Origin of the sequence: Psychrobacter sp. SZ93C1, assembly GCF_015864635.1 — a bacterium.
Lineage (GTDB): Bacteria > Pseudomonadota > Gammaproteobacteria > Pseudomonadales > Moraxellaceae > Psychrobacter > Psychrobacter fozii.
Genome location: NZ_JADYWY010000001.1, coordinates 437,630 through 460,158, shown reverse-complemented (window position 1 = coordinate 460,158; position 22,529 = coordinate 437,630). Strand labels below are relative to the sequence as shown.

Annotated in this window: 17 protein-coding genes; 4 read left to right on the top strand and 13 right to left on the bottom strand. The window is 41.1% G+C overall.

What is annotated here, in order from left to right; genetic code table 11:
• Nucleotides 1-42: 42 nt before the first annotated feature.
• Together I6E83_RS02015 and I6E83_RS02010 are read left to right on the top strand one after the other, a co-directional pair.
• Nucleotides 43-891, top strand: coding sequence for a DUF2382 domain-containing protein (locus tag I6E83_RS02015; protein WP_110921837.1), 849 nt, complete (start codon nucleotides 43-45; stop codon nucleotides 889-891).
• Between the two features lie 241 nt (nucleotides 892-1,132).
• On the top strand, nucleotides 1,133-1,720 hold the full coding sequence (locus tag I6E83_RS02010) for a YsnF/AvaK domain-containing protein (RefSeq protein ID WP_227680768.1): 588 nt from the start codon (nucleotides 1,133-1,135) through the stop codon (nucleotides 1,718-1,720).
• Between the two features lie 213 nt (nucleotides 1,721-1,933).
• Here I6E83_RS02010 and I6E83_RS02005 read toward each other — a convergent pair whose 3' ends face one another.
• Together I6E83_RS02005 and secA are read right to left on the bottom strand one after the other, a co-directional pair.
• The gene (locus I6E83_RS02005; RefSeq protein ID WP_197099761.1) at nucleotides 1,934-2,203 is read right to left on the bottom strand and encodes a hypothetical protein; all 270 of its coding nucleotides are present in this window, start codon (nucleotides 2,201-2,203) and stop codon (nucleotides 1,934-1,936) included.
• Nucleotides 2,204-2,463: 260 nt separating this feature from the next.
• The gene (gene secA, locus I6E83_RS02000) at nucleotides 2,464-5,265 is read right to left on the bottom strand and encodes a preprotein translocase subunit SecA (protein ID WP_197099760.1); all 2,802 of its coding nucleotides are present in this window, start codon (nucleotides 5,263-5,265) and stop codon (nucleotides 2,464-2,466) included.
• Between the two features lie 588 nt (nucleotides 5,266-5,853).
• On the opposite strand from secA, the gene mutS reads away from it, so the two are divergent.
• Nucleotides 5,854-8,988 (top strand): DNA mismatch repair protein MutS, encoded by a 3,135-nt coding sequence (mutS, locus tag I6E83_RS01995; RefSeq protein WP_197099759.1) that lies wholly within the window; start codon nucleotides 5,854-5,856, stop codon nucleotides 8,986-8,988.
• A 92-nt stretch (nucleotides 8,989-9,080) separates the two neighbouring features.
• Nucleotides 9,081-9,404 carry a ferredoxin FdxA gene (gene fdxA, locus I6E83_RS01990; RefSeq protein WP_110921842.1) on the top strand — a complete coding sequence of 108 codons (324 nt, stop codon included), beginning with the start codon at nucleotides 9,081-9,083 and terminating at the stop codon, nucleotides 9,402-9,404.
• Nucleotides 9,405-9,864: 460 nt separating this feature from the next.
• Here fdxA and tfpZ read toward each other — a convergent pair whose 3' ends face one another.
• The 11 genes from tfpZ to I6E83_RS01935 all read right to left on the bottom strand — a co-directional run bounded on the left by tfpZ (nucleotide 9,865) and on the right by I6E83_RS01935 (nucleotide 22,514).
• Complete coding sequence (gene tfpZ / locus I6E83_RS01985; RefSeq protein ID WP_197099758.1) at nucleotides 9,865-10,605, bottom strand: TfpX/TfpZ family type IV pilin accessory protein; 741 nt, start codon at nucleotides 10,603-10,605, stop codon at nucleotides 9,865-9,867.
• Nucleotides 10,606-10,756: 151 nt separating this feature from the next.
• Nucleotides 10,757-11,299 (bottom strand): pilin, encoded by a 543-nt coding sequence (locus I6E83_RS01980; RefSeq protein ID WP_197099757.1) that lies wholly within the window; start codon nucleotides 11,297-11,299, stop codon nucleotides 10,757-10,759.
• Between the two features lie 612 nt (nucleotides 11,300-11,911).
• Nucleotides 11,912-12,376, bottom strand: a complete 465-nt coding sequence (locus I6E83_RS01975; RefSeq protein ID WP_197099756.1) for a type IV pilin protein — start codon at nucleotides 12,374-12,376, stop codon at nucleotides 11,912-11,914.
• 5 nt (nucleotides 12,377-12,381) lie between these two features.
• Nucleotides 12,382-12,933 carry a type IV pilin protein gene (locus I6E83_RS01970; protein WP_197099755.1) on the bottom strand — a complete coding sequence of 184 codons (552 nt, stop codon included), beginning with the start codon at nucleotides 12,931-12,933 and terminating at the stop codon, nucleotides 12,382-12,384.
• A 13-nt stretch (nucleotides 12,934-12,946) separates the two neighbouring features.
• Nucleotides 12,947-16,843 carry a pilus assembly protein PilY gene (locus I6E83_RS01965; RefSeq protein WP_197099754.1) on the bottom strand — a complete coding sequence of 1,299 codons (3,897 nt, stop codon included), beginning with the start codon at nucleotides 16,841-16,843 and terminating at the stop codon, nucleotides 12,947-12,949.
• Between the two features lie 41 nt (nucleotides 16,844-16,884).
• Nucleotides 16,885-17,745 carry a pilus assembly protein PilX gene (locus I6E83_RS01960; RefSeq protein ID WP_197099753.1) on the bottom strand — a complete coding sequence of 287 codons (861 nt, stop codon included), beginning with the start codon at nucleotides 17,743-17,745 and terminating at the stop codon, nucleotides 16,885-16,887.
• Between the two features lie 15 nt (nucleotides 17,746-17,760).
• Complete coding sequence (locus I6E83_RS01955; RefSeq protein WP_197099752.1) at nucleotides 17,761-18,744, bottom strand: PilW family protein; 984 nt, start codon at nucleotides 18,742-18,744, stop codon at nucleotides 17,761-17,763.
• The gene (locus tag I6E83_RS01950; RefSeq protein WP_197099751.1) at nucleotides 18,744-19,310 is read right to left on the bottom strand and encodes a prepilin-type N-terminal cleavage/methylation domain-containing protein; all 567 of its coding nucleotides are present in this window, start codon (nucleotides 19,308-19,310) and stop codon (nucleotides 18,744-18,746) included. The genes I6E83_RS01955 and I6E83_RS01950 overlap by 1 nt, the downstream gene beginning before the upstream one ends.
• Entirely contained in the window at nucleotides 19,310-19,816 is a 507-nt protein-coding gene (locus I6E83_RS01945; protein WP_227686568.1) for a prepilin-type N-terminal cleavage/methylation domain-containing protein, read from the bottom strand. The genes I6E83_RS01950 and I6E83_RS01945 overlap by 1 nt, the downstream gene beginning before the upstream one ends.
• A 361-nt stretch (nucleotides 19,817-20,177) precedes the next feature.
• Nucleotides 20,178-21,017, bottom strand: coding sequence for a ComF family protein (locus I6E83_RS01940; protein ID WP_197099750.1), 840 nt, complete (start codon nucleotides 21,015-21,017; stop codon nucleotides 20,178-20,180).
• A 24-nt stretch (nucleotides 21,018-21,041) separates the two neighbouring features.
• Nucleotides 21,042-22,514, bottom strand: a complete 1,473-nt coding sequence (locus tag I6E83_RS01935) for a phospholipase A (RefSeq protein WP_197099749.1) — start codon at nucleotides 22,512-22,514, stop codon at nucleotides 21,042-21,044.
• Nucleotides 22,515-22,529: the final 15 nt, after the last annotated feature.

Here is a 22,529-nt window from a genome sequence, read left to right as displayed (position 1 = left end):
CAATAACTATCAATAATTAACTCATAAAAAAGGAAGACAACAATGAGCCAACTAATTCGTTTAAAAGATATTCAAGCAACTCACCAAGACCTTATCGGTGACGACTATTATGACCCAACAGGTAAAACTGCTTACGGTGTCAATGAAGAAAAAATCGGTAAAATCGAAGGCGCACTAGTAGAAGACACGACAGGCCGCATCCGTTATTTAATCGTCGATGCAGGCGGTTGGTTCAGCTCAAAAGAAGTGCTAGTACCAGCAGGTTTGGCTCGTATCATTGGAGATGACGTGTTCTTCGACAGCTTAACGCAAGCACAAGTTGAAGCGATGGAAGTATATGATCACGACTATCAATATAGCTATAAAGACCAGTATCAAAAAGATCGTCAGGCATTTGTCGCTGATACCGTCCCTGTTGCAGAGCGTATGGAAATTGAAGACCATGCCTATGACGCACCAAATACGCTAGAGCTACTAGAAGAACGTTTAACCGTCAATAAAGACCGTATCGTTGCAGGCTTAGTGAAAGTTGGTAAGCATATCGTGACTGAAGAACGTAACGTAGACGTAGAGCTAGAAGAAGAACATGCCAATATTCAACGTACCAATGTGGATCGTCCAACAGACCGCCGTATCGGTGAAGTGAATGGCAATGAGACCGTAGAAGTTGAGCTACAGGCTGAACGTGCTCGTGTCGGTAAAGAAACTTATGTCACTGAAGAAGTAAATGTTGGCAAAACAACTGAACGCCATACTGAAACCATTGTTGAAACCATTCAGCGAGAAGAGTTAGATGTTGACCGCGATGGTAACGTAGTCGACCGCGAAGGTAACATTATAGATCGTGATGGCATCACTGCAGAAGACGTACGCCGTGCTCGTGGTATGTAATATGCCAAGCCATCGTATCTTTGCTGGGCTCTTGCTAAAAGCATTTTCCAAGCAAAACGCGATAGTAATGAGCAACTAAAGATATTTACTTAGTGAATTAAGATCAGAGCATGTCTCTGGTCTTTTTTTTGCTAATGGGTCTGACAAAATTAATAATAACGTTAAATCAACCAAACTTTTTAATATTGACGCTCCATTAGCTGTATAACTATAAATACTGCCCAATTATAAGGAAATTATGATGACGATTGATAACAATAATAGATTTCACAAAGACAGTACTCATGAAGAGCAAGCACCACTATCTAATGAGGAACGTGATATAAAAAAACTCAGCAATGCAGAGAAATCTGGCTATTTAGAGCTGTTAGAAGAACGTCCTGTCATTAATAAAGAACGTCTAGATGTGGGCAAAGTAACCGTCACCAAGCATGCACGCACCAAAACCATTGATGTACCTATTGAGCTCGTAGAAGAGTATATTACTATTCGCCCTGAATACCATGACGCGGCCAGCCAGGATCTGTTATCTGGTGATTACGATAAGCAGGACATACTGCGTCATGTTGAGCCATCACTTGATAGTAAAGCCGTCGTCACTGTCAACGGTAAGCAAATTGAAATTGGTGATGAACCTGTCGAAATAGTCTTATCTCGACAAGTAGCCACTATTACCAAAGATACTTATGTTATCCAAGAAGTCGATATCAGCAAGACCACACATAAGCATACCGATACCATCCAAGTAGCGCTGAAGCATGAAGAGTTAGATGTGACGGAAGAAGGGTTTTTAGAGCATGAGTCTGAATCTGGTACTACAAACAAATAATGTCTGACCAATTTCCCAAAAATTACAGATAAAAAAAGCAACGATAATGTTGCTTTTTTTGACTGCTATCATTGATTCACTTTCTACAAGATGATGTATTTCTGGGATACATTTATTAAAACCTTTAGCGAGCTTTATACACAGCAATTGAAGAAAACTTATACTAAAAGTGCGTCGTGACAGTTATGATTGTCTTATTTTGCACCACTGTGTCTAGTTAACGTCGCTATCGCTATCCTCATCTACCGAAATAACGGTACCCTCTTCGACTTCATCTACAGACGTATCTGATGTATCGATGATTATATTATTAGGTTCAGCAGGTTCGGCAGACATCGGTATTGTTTCTTCAGTATCAGCACCATGCGCCATGTCGACATCTGTCTCTGACTTTTGCTGACAGGCACTGATAGATAGAACACCCGCAAGCAGTGCGGTAACCACTACTGATCCACGTAACCGTTTTAATAACTCCACACTCATAACACACTCCCAAATAAACATGTTAAACACTATAGCCTTTCGATAAATTTACGCCTATGCCGAATTTGTAAGCAATCAATACAGCATAACTGAGAATTTTAACAGAGTCAGCTTTACTATCGAAAAATTATAGAATGATACTAGCGACTACGAAAAAGCCCCTATCCGCTTCAGATAAGGGCCTTTCATAATACGCGACTAATACATCACTACTAATGCTCAAATACCCATATTTGATATGTGTTTATGGATAGTCGAAACTATATTTTACCATGACATTGTTTGTACTTGAGGCCTGAACCACAAGGACAAAGTGCATTACGACTGATATTCGAGCCAGCATATGGATTTGGTTCACCATCACCTGCTATAGCACCGCTCACACCAGCTGCTGCAACACCGCCACCTATAGTACTACTTTGGGCTTGCGCCTGACCAGCAACTCTATTTTCGTTACTGTCTCCGTTGCTATCTAGGTTATCAACACCATCATGCTCGAACTGCATTTGCATATGAGCGGCATTTTCACGTTGCTGAATCTCTAACGCTTCTAACTCTTCTTTGGTTGGAATATGTACACGTGATAAATCTTGTACGGTCTCAGACTTAATAGCACCAAGCATCATCTGAAATAACTCAAACGATTCACGCTTATATTCTTGCTCAGGGTTTTTCTGTGCATAGCCACGTAGATGAATACCTTTACGGAGCTGATCCATCTGGGTCAAATGCTCTTTCCAGTGTTTATCTAAACTCTGGAGCATAAAGTGACGCTCAAGCTGAGCTGCGTCTTGTTCACCCATCTGGTCACGGCGACCATGATAACGCTCTAGTGCTGTTTGGACGATTTTTTCACGCAGTCCTTCTTCATCTAAGCGACGATCTTCATCAAGCCAATCATTAATCGGCATTGAGATTTTGAACTCGTCTTCTAGCTCATCTTCAAGACCGTCGACATTCCATTGGTCATCGATAGAGCCCGGCGGAATAAATTGGTTTATCATTGCGTTGTAGACTTCACGATGCATCACTTCAAGAGCATCGAGCAAATCCATCTCTGCCAATAAATCATCACGCTGACCATAGATGACTTTACGCTGCTCATTGGCAACATCATCATATTTCAGCAAGTTTTTACGGGCATCAAAATCGCGGCTTTCTACTTTACCCTGCGCGTTCTCAATTGATTTGGATACCATTTTATGTTCGATGGCTTCGTCTTCTTTGAGACCCATCGCACGCATCATATTAACGACGCGATCGCCTGCGAAGATACGCATGAGATCATCTTCTAATGACAAGAAGAAGCGCGACATACCTGGATCACCCTGACGACCAGCACGACCACGTAGCTGATTATCAATACGGCGTGATTCATGACGCTCAGAACCAATGATATGCAAACCACCCGCGGCTACCACTTGGTCATGCTTAACTTGCCACTGGGCTTTTAGGCGCTGCATTTCTTCAGGGCTGACAGAATCAATATCTTCAATAAACGACTGCCAGTTACCACCAAGGATAATATCGGTACCACGACCTGCCATGTTGGTCGCGATGGTGACAGATTTTGGGCTACCTGCCTGAGCGATAATTTCAGCTTCACGCTCATGCTGCTTGGCATTCAAGACGTTATGCTTGACGTTTTCTTGATCCAATAAGTAAGACAACTCTTCACTGGCTTCAATCGTCGCCGTACCAACCAATACTGGTGCGCCTTTGGCTTGAATCTCTTTGATCTCGCGGATGATGCCTTTGTATTTACCTAACTTAGTTAAGAAGATCTGATCATCCATATCAATACGAGCAATCGGCTCATGCGTTGGAATGACGATGACATCTAGGTCATACGTAGACTTAAATTCTGCGGCTTCAGTATCAGCCGTACCAGTCATGCCTGATAACTTTTCATACAGACGGAAATAGTTCTGGAATGTAGTGGTCGCAAGCGTTTGGTTTTCTGCTTGAATTTCGGCATTTTCTTTTGCTTCTACTGCTTGATGCAGACCTTCTGACCAACGACGACCAGGCATTGTACGGCCAGTATTTTCATCAACGATGACCACTTCGCCTTCATCAACGATGTAATGAACGTTTTTGACAAACACATGATGGGCACGAATAGCGGCTTGTACGTGAGCCAATAGTGGCAAACGACTTGGGCTATATAAGCTTTCATTTTCACCAAGCTCACCGACTTCGATTAAGAAACGCTCGATTTTTTCGTAGCCTTTCTCGCTAATCTCAATCTGACGGTTCTTTTCATCAATCCAGAAATCTTCTTCTTCGTTATTCTTATTGGCTTCTTCATCTTTTGAACGGATTAGCACAGGAATAATTGTATTAATCAGCGCATACATACGTGACGAATCTTCGGCTTGGCCTGAAATAATCAACGGCGTACGTGCTTCATCAATTAAGATAGAATCAATTTCATCAATAATACAGAAGTTTAGGGCGCGCTGTTTTTTCTCTTCTAACTTAAAGACCATGTTATCGCGTAGGTAATCAAAACCATATTCGTTATTGGTACCATAAGTAATATCGGCTTGGTAAGCGGCGATTTTTTCTTGTGGCGGCTGCTGCGAATAAATAACGCCAACCGTCATGCCCAAAAATCCAAACAACGGACGGTTTAATTCAGCATCACGCGCGGCCAAGTAATCATTGACCGTGACCAGATGTACACCTTTACCACTGATAGCGTTTAGATACATAGCCAAGGTACCCATCAAGGTTTTACCTTCACCGGTTTTCATCTCAGCGATTTTGCCTTCGTGCAAGGTGATACCACCGATCAGCTGCACATCGTAGTGACGCATACCATTGACACGTAGTGATGCTTCGCGGCAGACGGCAAAAGCTTCTGGCAACAATGCATCTAAGCTTTCACCATTTTGATGACGCGCTTTAAACTCTGCGGTTTTTTGTTGTAATTGCTCATCAGACAGGGCTTGTATTTCGGCCTCTCGTGCGTTGATTTTGCTGACCACTTTACGCATGCGTTTCAATTCACGCTCGTTTTTAGTGCCAACGACACTGCCTATAATCTTTGATAACATAATTTTTTGACCTATGGAAATATTCGATAATTAGTGCGCATTAGCCAACGCTTAGCTCGCTGCCTTGTCATTATCCGGCTAACTATAGTCAAAGTAGTCTAAAACAGCTACAAGGCAGCCGACTGCAGATAGTACAAGTCGTACATCTAAGGAGGATAACGCCATAGCTATTTAGTAGTTCTCTGACTATACCACTCAATGAAGTATCGCCTAATGAAGTATTGCCCAATTAAGTGTGACGCCATTATATATGGTTATGCTGCTGATGGATACAAGGGCAACGAGTAGATATTTGCCAACATAAAAGCTCAGTAGGACGTGTTAAAATGATGCTTGCATACTCAAATCTATCGAATTTATTAGGGTGTAATTCACCCGTTATGACCCATTGTAAACGAAGGTTTTTAGTACGATTCAACCAAAACAATAAGAACTCATCATCCAATGTTTTTCTCATTTATTCTTTGATTCAATACCTAGATTTAATATTTAACCCTGCTTATCCAATGCCCATTTACTGAAAATCATCAATAAAAATTCATTTAATGTTTAAGCACCATTTGTATTTAAACCTATAAGAGACTCTGCATGACCGTTAAGCCATCCGCTCAAAACTCTAATACCTCAAAACCTAACCCATCAATAGATGCCACGTCAAAAAAAGTTAGCGCTCAACACAGCTCTGAGCCATTAACTGCTGACCATTTAATGATAGGCGATAGCGTTTATAACTTGGCCGATCATACGCCGATGATGGTGCAATATCTAACCATGAAAGCCAACTATCCACAAGCGCTGCTGCTGTACCGGATGGGTGATTTTTATGAGCTGTTTTTTGACGATGCCAAGCGCGCAGCACACATATTGGATATCACGCTCACTCGCCGTGGTACGGATAAAGCAGGCAACACGATAGCCATGGCAGGTGTGCCGTTCCATGCTGCCGATAGCTATATGGCACGCTTGATCGCGGCTGGTCAGACAGTAGTTGTCTGCGAACAAATTGACGAATCAACAACTGGTAATGCTAGTGACAAGGCCAACGTCCCTGCAATGGGCGACAAGCAAAAGAAAGACAAAAGTAAATCTGCTGCTGCTAGCATCATGCGCCGCGAAGTGGTTAAGACTTTGACAGCAGGGACGATTACAGATGATGCATTAATCGCGCCAAACCATACGCCTACTGTCGTTGCCATTGATATTGCCATACCCAAAGCAAATAGCAAACAATCTCTGCAAGCTGCTATTAGCCAAATGGACTTGGCCGCTGGAACGTTGACCACGCAAACCCTCAGTGCGGATCACGATGATATCGAAGGTTTGCAAACTCAAATGCTGACGGTACTCGCACGCTTTGCTCCTAGTGAATGCATCATTAGTGAAGCACTCAGCGATAGTATTGGCGATACTGATGCAGCGTGGATATTATGGTTACGTCAAAATCTTGACTGCCCTATTATAGAAGTCGCTGCCAATGACTTTCATCCTGAGCATGCCAGCTCGACCTTATGCCAGCAATTTGAGGTACAACGTCTCGATGGATTGGGTATTAGTGATGCAGCACTGGCTCAATCTAGCTGTGCAGCGCTCATTCATTATGCACGGCAAACGCAGCAACGCCATGTACCACAACTCAATCAGTTAATCGTAGAATACAACGACGACTATCTGATTATTGATGCCAATAGCCAACAGAATCTTGAGCTGTTTACGCCTGTTAGCAGCAACGGAACTTCATTGATATCCATATTAAATCATTGCCAGACTCCAATGGGTAGACGATTGCTAGTACAACAAATGAAGCGCCCACTCCGTCAACATGCGCGTATCAATATGCGTTTGGACGCGATAGCATCTCTATTGAATACAGAGGGTCATTCAACCCAACCTGCTCAAAGCTCAAAAGATAGCTCACTGGTGACAAACTTACGCGAGACGCTACATGCCATCGGTGATGTTGAGCGAATCAGTAGTCGCATCGGTCTGATGAGCGCTAAGCCCCGTGATTTACGTAAACTTGTCGATGGCATTGCCAGTAGCAACCAACTGACGACCTTACTCAATGAATCAGGTATTAGCCATGAGCATGCTGGTCTATTACCGATGCTTATGCAACAACTGCCAGCTCAGTTACCTGCCATACAATCCGTGGCCGAGCTGATAGAGCGAGCCATTGTCATAGAACCACCTGCCCATATTCGGGATGGTGGCATGCTTGCTGCTGGCTATGATGAAGAGTTTGATCGCCTGACTCATTTACATGACAACATCCAAGTAACTTTGGATGAAATGGTCGAGCGCGCACGTCAAGACAGTCAACTGCCCAGTCTAAAAGTTGGCTTTAATAAAGTCAGCGGCTTTTATTTCGAGTTGCCCAAAATGCAGGCGAAAAATGCACCAGCGCACTTTATCCGTCGGCAAACACTCAAAAGTAGCGAGCGTTTTATCACGGATGAATTAAAAGAAGTCGAGACAGAATATCTAAGCGCACAGACGTTAGCATTAACTCGGGAAAAACAATTGTATCAAGAGCTATTAACTGTCTTGAGCAGTCATTTAGCTGACCTACAACAGCTTAGCGCCGCCATCGCGCAGATAGATGTGCTGAGTAATTGGGCGCAGCTCGCTTTGGATTATAACTGGCAGCGTCCAGTAATGAGTAACAATTCAGAACACACTATAGATACTCGCAATCAAACTAGCATCAATATTAAACAAGGTCGCCATGTCGTTGTTGAAGCAGCCTTACAGACAACAAATAGCGTGACTCAAAGTAAGGCGAAACACCCTACCCAGTTCGTTGCCAATGATTGTATTCTTGGTCAAACAGTAGGCAGCAATGAAAATCCTGAGCGACTACTAATGATTACTGGCCCTAATATGGGCGGAAAATCTACCTATATGCGCCAAACCGCACTGATTGTGTTACTCGCTCATTGCGGCAGCTTCGTCCCAGCAGCGAGTGCTCATATCGGTGATATCGATCGTATTTTTACCCGTATTGGCTCAGCTGATGATTTGGCAGGCGGTAAATCGACGTTTATGGTGGAGATGATTGAAACCGCTAATATCCTTAATCAAGCAACGGATAAGTCATTGGTACTGATGGACGAAGTCGGACGCGGTACAGCTACCACTGACGGTTTGGCCATCGCCCATGCTTGTGTCAATCGATTGGTAGAGATTGGCTGTCTGACACTATTTGCCACTCATTACTTTGAGCTAACACAGTTGGCGAAAAATAATGAGAAAGATCAATCTAGTATACGTAATGTGCACGTTGCAGCCAGTGAGATCGATGGTCAGTTATTATTACTTCATCAAATCAAGCAGGGTGCAGCAAGCTCTAGCTTTGGACTGCATGTGGCGAAGATGGCTGGTATCCCTACTCAAGTACTAAATGATGCCAAACGCTACTTATTAGATAACTTAACGGCAGATAATGTAAAGTTAGATAATCTAAAAGCAGAAAAAGAACGACCTATTGATGATAAAAATGACTTAGCTAAGTCAGTAAAGGATAAACGTGAACAGGTTTATGATATTGAAACAGACAAGGCAACCATAAGTATTGATGGCCAACGTCAAAGTATGGGAACTATTCCACAACAAAATCAGTTATTTAGCTTGCAAGACGAACTGCACGCCATTGATCCTGACAGCCTAACACCCAAGCAAGCACACGATTTACTTTATCATTTAAAGAAAATCATTAGTCATTAAAGGGAATTGTCAATTAGTCATAAAGGCGTTAAAATACGCTTTATTTTAATCTATTCTATTTAGCCCTAAGCCAATAACAGGTAGACATCACTATGACCTTTGTCGTTACAGATAACTGCATCCTTTGCAAATACACCGACTGTGTAGAAGTCTGTCCTGTGGACTGCTTTTATGAAGGTCCAAACTTCCTCGTCATCGATCCTGATGAGTGCATCGACTGTGCGCTATGCGAGCCTGAATGTCCTGCCAATGCCATCTTTTCAGAAGATGAAGTGCCAAAAAGCCAAGAGATGTTTACCCAGCTCAATGAAGAATTGGCGCAAAAGTGGCCGAATATCACTGAGATGAAAGATCAGTTGCCGGAAGCGGCAAAGTGGGATGGCGTGGAAGGTAAGATTCAATATTTAGAGAAATAATTAGCGATTTAAAATCTCAATTTTAGTTGGTTTAATATCTTGAGACACAAAAAACCACCTAATGGTGATATGCTATTAGGTGGTTTTTTGTGTCTCATTTTTTGAGATAAGTTACTTCGATAATAATTATCTTGAATGGTTGTAAGACAATGAACTACACGACTTCAGTTTTTTGAGCATGACACAAATAGGTTCAAAAGCTATTATTTTATCAATTTATACAGCATATTCCACAGCTTAAACCATGATTTTTCTAGCCAAAGGATAGCATAAAACAGTTAATACGCCCCATATAACCCAACTAAACTGCAATATACTTTGAGGGGGCATAAGTCCACTTGCATTTATCAGCAAAATAATTAGAAAAAAAATGAGAGAACTAATTAGTACAGCAGCAATCATATATTTCATAGCAACTCCTAAATCTAACTACAAAAAGCATCAGAAGAACATGACTAGCTTACCAAGGTCGCAAATCTACGATGTCAACAATTTTTCCACCTTCTTTCTTATCAATTAATACTACCATATTTGAAGCACTAGCCTTTAATGGTAAATAGCCGTCTGCTGTTGGATATTGAGACAAGATCTTATCTACTTGTCCTTCAGTGTTATAGTTATATAACTCATCAATAAGCTTGGCTCTTGTCACAATGATATTATCTACAGCTCCAAGTGGTTGATATAGCTCTGGACGCTGTGACGGAGCAACACCCAAACCGACCTCATCAAATAATATTTCATTGCTTGCTTCTATATCACCTGCAGGAATAATGGCAGCAACGTATTTTGGTTTCCAATGACTAACTTGTCTATATTCTGGTAATGCCTCTGCAATCTTCCGAGTATCTATCTCATTATTTTTGACAAGATCAAACCGATCTACATTATAAGCGATCCAAACAGGACGCCCATCATAGACATGATAAAACCCATATGAAAATGCTGCTAATTGTAGTAAGACAATTACGGTCAGGTCAAATTTAAGAGTTTTCTTGTTAGGTTTATACACAATAAATGTTAGCAAAGGTCCCAATATAATATCTATCCCAAGCATAATCAAAAATATCTTAATTACTCCAGTTGCCTGATATAGAGGCTGTGGATACCACACACACAAAACGATTACTAAGCTAACAGCTGCAATCATTAAACTGGCTACTAAATGCCAGCCAAAAGCTTTAAGTTTATATATAAGCATTCAAAAAGTACTCTAAAAATATATAGGTAATCACTCTGGCTATTGTAGCCTGTTCTCATAGCTTACTGAACAAATTTTGAAAATATTCAGCCCATAAAAAAGCAGCCAGTTGGCTGCTTTTTTATACTAAGCTTTAATAATCAAATAGCTATTAACGGCACTGTGCTGGAGCAAAGTTTGGTTCCATAGAACCAGCTGCTAAAACAGTAATTCCATCAGCAGTTGCTTGAGCATTAGTTGATGACGCACAAGCCCAGTCTAGAGAGCCAGAATTGCCAGCAGTTAATGCAGCTACAAATGCTTCACCTGCGCCAGCTGCACCGTTACGAGTCCAAGGAGTTAAAGTTAGAGTATTAGCTGCTGCGCCCACACCTACTGTGGCTGCATTATAAGTAATAGTGATGAGACCACTATCATCAGTGATTTGGATACTATCTACATACTTAGAGTTAGCACCTGTATTCGCCGCTTGTGCGTTCCAAGAAGTTGCTGTTCTAGTTAAATCAGCAACAGTAGATACTTCAGTAGACAATGCTGTCTTAGCTGGCTCTGCTAAATTGAAACCTTCAGATACACGTGAACGAACTGTATAGTCTTGATAAGCAGGTAGAGCGATCGCAGCTAGGATACCGATAATAGCGATAACGATCATTAGTTCGATTAAGGTAAAACCTTTTTGAGTAGTAGCGTTCATAGTACGTCCTTTAGAGTAAGGTGATAACAAATCGATTGATACGCTATTCGGTATCACTATCTGCCATCTATTATAGATAATGTGGGTGTCAGTCTAAGTTAGTAACTTATCCTACTGACTGTCTTATTATTATTGTTGCAGGTAATGTGCCAACTTTTTAGTTTGTATTTATCTTTTACTATAGAAATATTGCTACTGATATTAAAATCTATTTGCAAATACTGGTTACCTATAGCTTGTGATTGCTTAACTTCCAGTGTGCGAAGGTATAATAAACAAGGTGTTAAATGCAATTTACTCTGAGCTTAATATTGTAGGCAGCAGCCATAAAGTGGTATAATTAAGCTAGTGACAATTTTTGTCTACCCTTTATTGTTACAGTTAAATTGCTGAAATTTGTCAGTTTAAGTGATCTTTAGTTGTATGAGGTAATTAAGCATGACGTTTTTTGTCAAAGAGTAAGAACAAACTTTATATCATTAATGACATAATACAAAAAAGGCTACCCTAGAAAAAATTTCTAGGGCAGCCCGTAAAGTATCGTAAGCAAAACTTATTTGTATTAGGTAAAATTATTGAAGCTTTGAAGCCATCCATTTATAAGTTACTAACTTATTCGTTCCAGCTACTGTCTGTACCACATTTTGCGTCTACACCAATCACAATCACACGACATCTGATACCCTGGTTATTTAAACTAAGGCTACCATCGTTAGCCATCTGAGTATTGACTTTTGGAGTAGCAGTGATTAACCATTGGGCTGTTAAAGGATCCGGGTTGATAGTAACATCGTAGAGTGCGGTGCCTTGTCTAGGATATTCGATAGCAAAGTCTGTACGGATATCAGCACTAATGGTATTGTAACTGCCTTGAGCCAGTTTACGACTCTCAATCTCTGAGGCAATGTTTTGCATCTCGCTCATCATATCAGTGCGTTTTGTTTTGATAACATATTGCTGATAACTTGGATAAGCAATGGCAGCTAGCACACCAATGATAGCAACAACTATCATCAGCTCGATCAAAGTAAAGCCTCGCTGCTGTATTAAAGAGTACTTAGATGTTTTATTAGCCATAAATATTACCAACTCTTCTCTCCAGTACCACAGTCAGTCGATGCACTAGTAACCGTTCTATCTGTGCTTTTGCACTGTACGCCTGTACTCGTAGTCATAATAATTTGAGCATTTGAGTTTTCAAATGCTGCATTTGGCTCTGCCAACATACGCCATGAGTTACCTGCGGTAGAGTAGGCCGTACTCGTAGGTGCCAAACTATTTCCTGTACTACCATCTACGAGGGTAATCCGATAATCAAAGTCTAGATTATCACTGCCTTCTGGGACATATACTATTGTATTAGTAACCGTATCATCATAGCCATGACTGATCGACCCGTCACTTGCCAATTTCCTTGGTTGAAAGCCTTTGTAGGTCAGTACAGTAGCACGCCAACGGTTTAGTTCTATCTCTAACTGCTGCATACGTGCTTGAGCTTGCGATTCAGCATTTCTCACGACATACTGTCGATAAGATGGAATTGCGATCGCTGCTAAAATAGCCACTATTACAATGACCATCATAAGCTCAATAAGAGTAAATCCTGACTGGTATTTTAAAGTTCTTATATTCATGCTATGACCCCTATTAATCTACTTCATACCATGTTTTTGGTTGTAGAGTGAAGCGATCATTGAATATGTACTCACCAGCTGTTCCATCACCAGATATTTGGTCAGCAACTGTCAGACTTTGGCTTTCATCAATAGGGCTATCACCACCTTTACTCGAATCAGTGCCAAAATCAACTCTATCTTGGGTACGTTCAGTCAGTGTTTGCGTACCAATAAGTAAACGCTGATTAGACAGTGTTGAACTACGAGGGCCTAGTGTTAGCTCTTGGATACCCTCGCCTGCTCTAGCAAATCCTCCCGTACCATTATTAGATGTCGCATCTGTACAAACACCATAAGGTAAGCAGTACAGCTGTCTTTCTGAGCCACCAACAATTTTGGCTGTACAAGAATCTGTAGCTCCATAACTCATATCTGGATTATATACGGTGGTATACAGGAAGTTACTAATGACTTCTGACTTACCTATGCCTTTGGTATATCTAACGTTGTTATAACCATCAAAACGGTTGAGTGGATAATACCAACCTTGGCTTGCGCCCGCTCTCATCGTATTGATCACTGCATTTTTCTGATTCAGGGTATAACCATCAGCTGGCTGAGTACCGAGAGCCGATGGCAAAGCAGATAACTGAGCATCACTCAAGTCAACTACATCCTGATTGCCGCTGGTCGTCGCAAAGTCACTTGCATAGAAAATATTGTCCGACTTAGTCACATCATTATCGATAATGCCATATAGCCGATCGGATTTGGTAGTATCACGTATTTTAGATAAAGGTGAGCTTCGATCGCCTGAAATAGCATTCACTAAGGCAAATAATGCATTGGTCACCGAGTTACGATAAAAGCTTACAACAGGACGCTCATAAAAACGATAATTGTATTTTGTATCAGTGCCTGTGTATGCACTTGCTAGTACACGGGTAACTCTTGTATTGGTAAACGAGCTCTCAGGTGATGCTGTTCCTGATGTAACAGGCCTAACAAAACCTGCATTGGTAAAGTCTGCACGAAATATTTGACCACCCAAATCTGCAAAATAGAGATGATCCATAAAACCATCATTATCACGGTCTAGGGTAGTAATACCAGCGACAACACTGTTTGTCATACTACTAACTGTTCTTGATGCAGTACTGTCACTAGAAGCAGACCATATCAAATCTCCTGTATTGGCATTGATGATATAAACAGCATTACCTTTGGCCGAAGATTTATTCGAACAAATACCTAGTGCTGTATCAATGATGCCAACCTGGAAACCTTCGTTTTCGTAACACGTATCATAGCCACCACCAAACACCAACACATCTGTACCAGTATCAGTCTCACTGGTTTTTATTTTTGCTTCAGTCGGTTTTGACCATATCTGTCCCATTCTACTAAAACCTGTCGTCGCTGGAGTAATAGAAAACAGCATACTAGGGTTGTCTGGATCGTGAATATCAATACCATAAAAAGCTTCACCACCTAGACGTAAGCCACCATAAGCAAAAAGGCCTTTATCATTAGTAGTATCAATATCGACTCTTAAGTTGGGGAAATCATATTGATAATCAGCAGTCACTAACCATGGTGCATCGATACCAAAATTTGGTGACCCTATATCAGTCTTCGTTGCATCTTTAACGAGTCCAGCTGATTTGTTTGAGTCTTTTAGTATCTCTCTTGGGATAATAACGAACTTTTCTCTACCACCATCACCTGTCGCACTATAGTCGTCTGCGTCTACTAAATGTAAACCGCCTTCAGTAGAACCAAATAGTACATAATCATCACGTTGGTCTGTTACTTTGCCATCAGCATCTAAAGTGGCAGAATAGGAGACTGATGCTGGTGTTGAGTGTACTGTTGCACCAACAACTTTGATTGGTACTGAAGCATTAGCAGTCGTCAATGTCATGTCTTTGACAAGCGTCGCTGTACTAGGAAGGGTATCAAATCCTAAAAAATTAAGTAGTTTTCTTAAGGTGTCTTCAGAATAAGTCGCTGAGTCATTAAACGTAGTACTCGATAAAGACGTATTATCTAAAGTCACTTGCCCTGAGCTATTTACACCGAATTTTCTCAATACCGTAGCATCAGCATCGGTAGTATCAACAGTAGCACTTCTCAAATCTTCTACGTATAAAGCTCTGACTGTAGATACGCCTGTTGTTGGTGTATTAAGTCGTGCATAAAACCCACCAGATTCCACACCGCTATTAGCATTAGGGTAATCCCTATCTGACCATAGGTCTTGTGTTGCTGGATCTAACTCTCCTGCTACATTCTCGAACAGCTTTCTGTTATTTTGACCATACAGCGTGCCTTCATTTAAGCTATATTTTTTCATATTGCCATTCCAGATTACTGAATTTTCAGCGACCTTAGGCTGTAACGTTGGATAATACGCAACCGCGAGCTGGCTATCAGCACGATATGGATCATCAGGGATAATAATAGTACCTGATGAAGTAGAAGGTAAGTTTTGGTTTAAGTCACTAACGAAAGTGATAATACTATCGACAATATCATCTGTAGACTGTGCTGAGAAGAAACCACCCTCACCGAAGCCACCTACACCAGGTAAATCCTCATGTGCTTTTTCACCCCAATTACATGCGTTCCTTGCATCAATATCTGAAATATTTGCACAATTATAAAAATCACGATTGGCTGTTACACCAGTTTTTGGATTGGTATAAGACAAATTTCTAATAACTCGGTTCGCTATCGGTTTTGCTGCATCTGTCGTTTTATCAACATCAAAAACTGAGCCAAAACCAACAACTGCGGTATAAATCTCTCTATCCGTGCCTAATGGATTAATCGTTGGGTCACGAAGTGCTTTAGCAAATGCACCAACTTCAGGCATACCATTATTGCTTTCACTACCACTGGGTAGTGAATCTGAAGATGCTGCAAAACTGCTATTATTTAAGACGGTACGCATGATTCTTGCAGGATCTGGAGAACTGTTGGGGTTACCATCTGTTAGGAAGTATATCCCTCGCCCATCGCAGCTAGAAGGAGATGATAACGGACTAATATAGTTGCTATTAGTTTTGGAGGTAGTAACAGAATCATCAAAACCACTATAGTTGCCACCTCCATTATAATACATTGTGTTAGTACCTAGCATATAAGCTCCCGCTTCTGCATAAGCATTTGCAGTCGGAGTACCGTTAGATCCCACTAGACCTGCTATCGAGGCCTTAATCAGAGCTCGCTGTGCATCGCTTACTAATGCTGCAGGTACCAGTATTTTACCACTTCTACCGTCAGCACCTGTATAGTTGTTAAACTGGTCACTCTGTGCAGAGAACTGACCAATACCAATAGAAACCTTACTTGAATCTAGCTGACTACTATCCATTAAAGTAAAAATAGCATCTTTAAGACGGGTGAGGCGATCGTATTGTTTATCGTTATTTGTAAAATAATAGGTATTACCACTATTAGTGCCTGAGTTCAATCCCGTTACTGTTGGTTGTGTTATCTCCGTAGAGCATTCTGTAGTGCCAAAACTAAAGCTTCCTAAACCATCACTATCACCACAACGGTACCATTTATTGTTACTACTTTTTCTATAAAAAAACTTTCGAACTTCACAATATTGTTTAGTATAGCTTGGTAACGTAGATGAGCTTTCACTTCCAACTCCTCTAGAAGAAACTCCTGAGGGTAGATCACAGGCAGCGGTCGAAACATTGGCAGCCATACTACCTGATGTATCTAGCATCATGGTAATAGTAGTCTTACCACCTTCAGCTGCTTTATAAATCTCTAAATCACCGATTTTTTTGCCAGCCACATCTGCCTGTGATACAGGCATGGCCATCATCGATGCCATGATAACGACTAAGTACTTTAAGGGTAACTCAAGTTTTTCAGAATCAGGTAGTACGTTGCCAAGTCGTTTCATGACTTTTATCCTTGTATATATTAGAGCCAATAATTGATGTGCTAAGGTGTCACAGAGAGAACACACTGTGGATCCAGTGATGCTCTACCAAATGGAATACATAAAGTAGAAGAAGAAACGTTTTCAACGTCCGCTTGCTCATATAGCATTTTGCTTGGTGTAGTAGCCGCTAGCATGCAGTCATTTAGTGAGTTTTTTCCTGACGCTACATTAGCGCTAATACTTGTTTTTGCAAAACAAGAACCCTCTGTATCTACAGGCTCACTATAAGATGGCAAAGCGGAAGCAGCTCGAATATCAAACTGATACTTTTTGCTTGTTCTATCCTCAACTTCTTTACCAAGAACCATATGACCAAAAGCTTCTGCATCAGCAGCAGTAGGAGTGGTTGTTACACTTATTTGCGTAACAACAGTTTGTCTTGCGCTAGTATATCCATCTGCACTTGTGTAATCACATATACCATTATTCAAACTACTCCAGTAACCACCCGTAGCTTGTCTCACTGTCGCATTTGCCGTCAGATATTTTTTCGTACGAGGATTAAAGCAATAGATAAACTCATTTTCTGAGTTTTCTTCATTTAATAAGAAGTGACCAAAAACTCCTGCCACACTAGTGACATCTAGGTACTCAGTAGATGTTGAACTACCATTAATCATCGCTTCTAACTTTTGGTTAGCACTATCAGACGACTGTAATAAGACAGTATTAATCTGATCACTGGTAGCAATCTTCAGATCTGTATTACTCTGTCTAACCGCTATAGCCCCTGCCAACATTATAAGAACCAGAAATAGTAGAACCACTACTAGCGTTGCACCTTGCTCAGTACTTCGATATGTCAAGCTAATATCGACATTTTTTGCTTTCAAATTTGATGGATAGTGGTAATGAGTCATTTTTGGTCTCTCTACTCAGGGTGATAAGCTAGTACTTACATTTACTACACGTGCATTACGTAGTAAGGTCGTAGCCTCATAAGTCGAACGCACTTGTCTCGTACGATTAGCATCTGTCTTTAGATTGTTGTCTTGACCTAATAAAATAAATTCATCTTGGTCAGCACTACCTAATACAGCCGTGCTTCCATGTACAATAATGCCTACCTTAAGAGCTGTTATTGCTGGCCTATCTGTCGTGATAGCTAGATATGCGCTGCTGGGTAGATACATCACCTGTCCAGCATTAGCGCCACTAACTTCTTGTATACCTAATAAAACTTTAAACTGGTCAGCATTAACGATGAACTCCTGACCTGCTTGGCCGAAACGACGTGAGTCCGTTGGTGTCGTGTCTATGCCACCAGCTTGATTAACACGTCCTGCATCACAGGCTAAGACTAAGTCTCTAATAACTCCCGTACTGCTCGCACCTGTCGCTTGACGTAAAAAATAACGTTCTACTACAATGTCATTCACCGCAACATCTGATCCTTCACAGTCACTCAAGGTATTGCCTGTAATATTAGTATATTGAATGGTTAGTTGATCACTGCCTACAGTAGTGTTTGAAACGCCTGTCCAACCATTAGTACCACTAGTACTATCACCAGCTCGTCTCGTCAAATAACCAGTATCGCTATAAGTCGCTGCTGTAATACCAAGATTAGCACCTGTCAATACAATGCCACCGTTTACAGTAGTACTATCAATCTGAGTAGTGGGGTTGCCAAGATTCGCTAGTCGCATGTGTTTTTCTAGTTGCTGTAGTCCAAATACACTTGCATCCTGTAACTCGCTGCCACTCGCTTGGATACTACTGGTTTTTACATTAATTATATAAACTTGAATAACAGCAGCAGATACTATTAGACCAAGGACTAAGGAGATCATTAGCTCTATTAAAGTAAAACCTGCCTGATTGTAATGGCTATATTCACGGTTATGAGAAAATATCATCAGTAAGCCTCCATAATAAAGCACTCTGCACCATTCTTATAAGTACCATTTGCGTTGGCGCATGCATCTTCTGCAGTATTATCTAACGCAACGGTTGTGTCTCCCCAACTAGCTACAAAACACTGACGTTCTTGGTTACCCGATGTATCGGGACAACCGCCTGGAACCATGCCAACATTAATATCATTTTGGGCTGCATAAGATTTCATCAACAATCCATCACGCGTTGCAAGCTGGTCGATAGTACAACTGTCTGCTGCTACGGGAACAGTATCTGTATTTTTTATGCAGCTGTCCTTAGTTATACTAACACCGTCAATACTTATCGAATCCGAAGAACTATTTATAGCAGTTTTAAAAGCACTAATACCACTTGGATTAAGGCGCATCGTTTCAGCACCACCTCTCATGATGGTCAAAGATCGTGTGCGCATTAGACTCTCGTCTGTTGCTTTTATCGCTGACATTTGCATGGCACTAAATCCTAAAACAGCCACAGCTAGTAACAGTAATGACACCATCACTTCTATTAGTCCTACGCCTGCTTGCGTGCTTTTAGTATTCATCAACAGCTCCCAGCATTCATAGTATTAACATTAGCAATTGTAGTGAGTTCTACTTGTTTAGGTGTCTCATTATCAGACCCGCTATCACAGATCGTATATAGGACTGTCGCGCTATTATCTATTGTCTTATTTGGTTTAAAAACAATGTTATTTACAGTAGACGGTGTAATCGTCTGAGTAACCGTACTCCTGTCACTGATATCGTAGCTAGATATATCGACATTATTAGCTTGCAGTGTAATCGTCTGAGGGCTAACAGTGTCATCATATATAACCGTTATATCTTGACGGCGGATAATACTTTCGACCTTAGCTTCTTTTAATGCAGTAAGTAGTGTCGAAGTAGTAGATTTCACACGCTGATTGGCAAGTTGGGTACTAATATTAGGTCCCGCGATACTAACGATAATGGCAAGTACAGCAATTGTTACCATCAGCTCAATTAGAGTAAATCCGGAGCTGTTCATTCGTAAACTGATTGGTAGACTATTTGTAGATGCGTTCACATCAAATCCCTATTTATAACGGCCGTTGTCTGTCTGATAGCGATGCTAAGTTCCGCTGAAAGCATTAATCATGGACTCATATTTTTATAGTATTTTCGCTAAACTTTTTATGTTTATAGAACATAAAACCTGCAATTTTTATTCCATAATTTTTAGTTGCTATTTAATAACGAAGTAATAGCGGATGCGTCAATAGCACAAGCTATCTAGAACTCGTCATTTTTATCGTATTATTCAATTCAGCGGTGAGAAAAATATTTTGTTAATAGCCAACAATTTAATATATACAGTTTTCACAATATAGCGCTAAGGTAACAAATTAGCAACATATTAGTATATTTTGAGTGGATGAAAATCGCTATTAAGGCTGACTTCCATGTGCTAACGCATAGGCAGACAGGAGATAGTTGCTATGATTTTGATTATCTAACACGGTTGCTTTTGGTACAGACAGTACACGCCCTAATGCCTGTAAGCTGGCACCTGTGGTTGCAACATCATCGAATAGTAATAAGCGTTTGACGGGAGGGGTTTCTATCAATACAAAAGCATTGTCCAAATTACTCAAGCGTTCAGCACGCGTGAGTCCTTGCTGACTGATCGTATCATCAACTCTCATCACGCCGTGCCACAATGGTATCCGCCAGTGCTTGGACAGTTGTGCCGATAAAATACTCACTGGATCGAATCCACGTTTTACCAACCGTTGATCGGTCGTTGGCATGGCGACAATCACGCTATTATCATGATGACAACCACGCGGCCGTGGTAACTGACGTATGGCATGCAGTAGTATTGGCAGTTTGGTTATATCTTCGTGATGTTTAAAGCCTCTAATGGCTTGACGCATCGGATAGTCGTAATAAGTGGTGGCCTGAATAGGCAATGAAGTACCAGCAGAAATATCAACCTCGAAAGGCTTGGGTAACCAAACGATACTATGATGACAGTGAGCACACAGTAGCCCTCTACTTAAGAGGTGATAAGCCTGTTGGATCAACTTGGCAGAGAGGGAGTTATTATTTGAAGGTCTAAAGACTGTATTGGTATTTAGTGGATCATTGCTATTACTACTTAGCGTTGATTGGCTTTGTAACAGTTGAGACTGTGGAGAGCTACGATAAACACGGCATAACTGGCAGCGTATATCTAGATACTCTGCCAGCCATAATCCAGTTTGGTAAGCCGCTAATCGCCGCATAAATTACTGTAAGTAGACAAGCTATTAAAAACCGCGCCAATCATTCAGCACAATACCGAAACCGATAGAGGTGTTTTCATGATTGTAGTCGATGATAGACTCACCATAACCTTGGAAAAGCTGCACATAACCATTGATGTTTTCTGACAATGGATAAATATAATCTAGTTGCGCCGCGCCTTTATTGGTGCCTGGATTATAGCGAAGGGTTCCGCTCAAGCTTTGTTGATCAGGCAAATCATATAAGAACTTGATATCGCCATAGCCCATATAGTCTTCAATATCTGGGTTATCATCTGTACTACTACTCTCGTTATTTACTCGAGCCCATAAGCGCGGTACGATCGATAGCTTGCCCCACTCTGCGCCTGCCATCAGATAAGCACGGTTCCATGAACGTGATAAAGGATCATCTTGTCCATTAGAATGGTGAATGGCACCAGCACCCAACATACGCAGACGCCCGCCAAAAGGCAGGTTGGCGGTGACAGGTTGGGTCAGGAATATTTCGGGCTGATAGTCAGTCGCACGGAATGGACGTGAGTTATCTTCGTTATAGACCTGCCAATGTGACTCTTGCGTATAACCAAACCACAAGTCAGCATTACTATCGAATAAATCTTCTGCAACTTTAGATTTTAAAGATATCTGGAATTTTAACTCAGACTCTCTGACATCATTAGAAGTGAAAGACTCTGTTTCCCGCGTTGGTGTGCTTGGGTTTAAATTAGGGTCAAAAGTATAAAATAGCGGTAATAGATAAGTCGGTCGATACGGTCTTACGGTCCAAGTCCCGCGCTCACTGTTTTTATCCAAATCGTAAGATAAGCTCAGTGGTGTATATTTTTCGATATCAGTCTGAGTGACACCTATGTTAGATAAAATCTGTGCCTCAGTATTGGTATCATCTTCCGTTTCTACGCTGTCGTTTTTCTCCAAGTTGCTTTTTGCGAGTCGTTGATTGCTCACTAAAATAGTATCTGCATCTTCAACCGTCGTACCACTCATAGCCGTTTCAGCCTCAGCAAATACCACTTGTGGATTGCCTGAAATCGTACTTTGAAAGGTTTTTGCTAAATCCAATGGCTGTTTGGTCGTGGTGTAGCTCGGCGTTTTACCTTGATCAGCCACTTTATCAAAACAGGCCAAACGTGCAGCACTGGTATGTACTTGGGTACAATCAAAAAATAGCTTAGCTTGCTCAGCAATAAACTCTTTGCTCACTACCTTGCGATTTTGTTCAGCCGTATCTGATTTTGTTGACTGCTCATTCATACCTTGTGGTATTTCAGAATCTTCATATTCAAATGCTGTCTCTGGTATTGGCAACTCATTATAAGTTTGCGTATTGTCGGCAGCATGCACTTGCACTGTAAAGCAAGTTAACGCTATTCCGATAGCAATGTTCAGATGATGTTTCTCTGTTTGAAGTAAGATATTTTTTCTCGCTTTGGTAAGAGGCATAGATGGGCGCTGTGCAGTGATATGGGGAAACATAAGTATCCTTTGTCT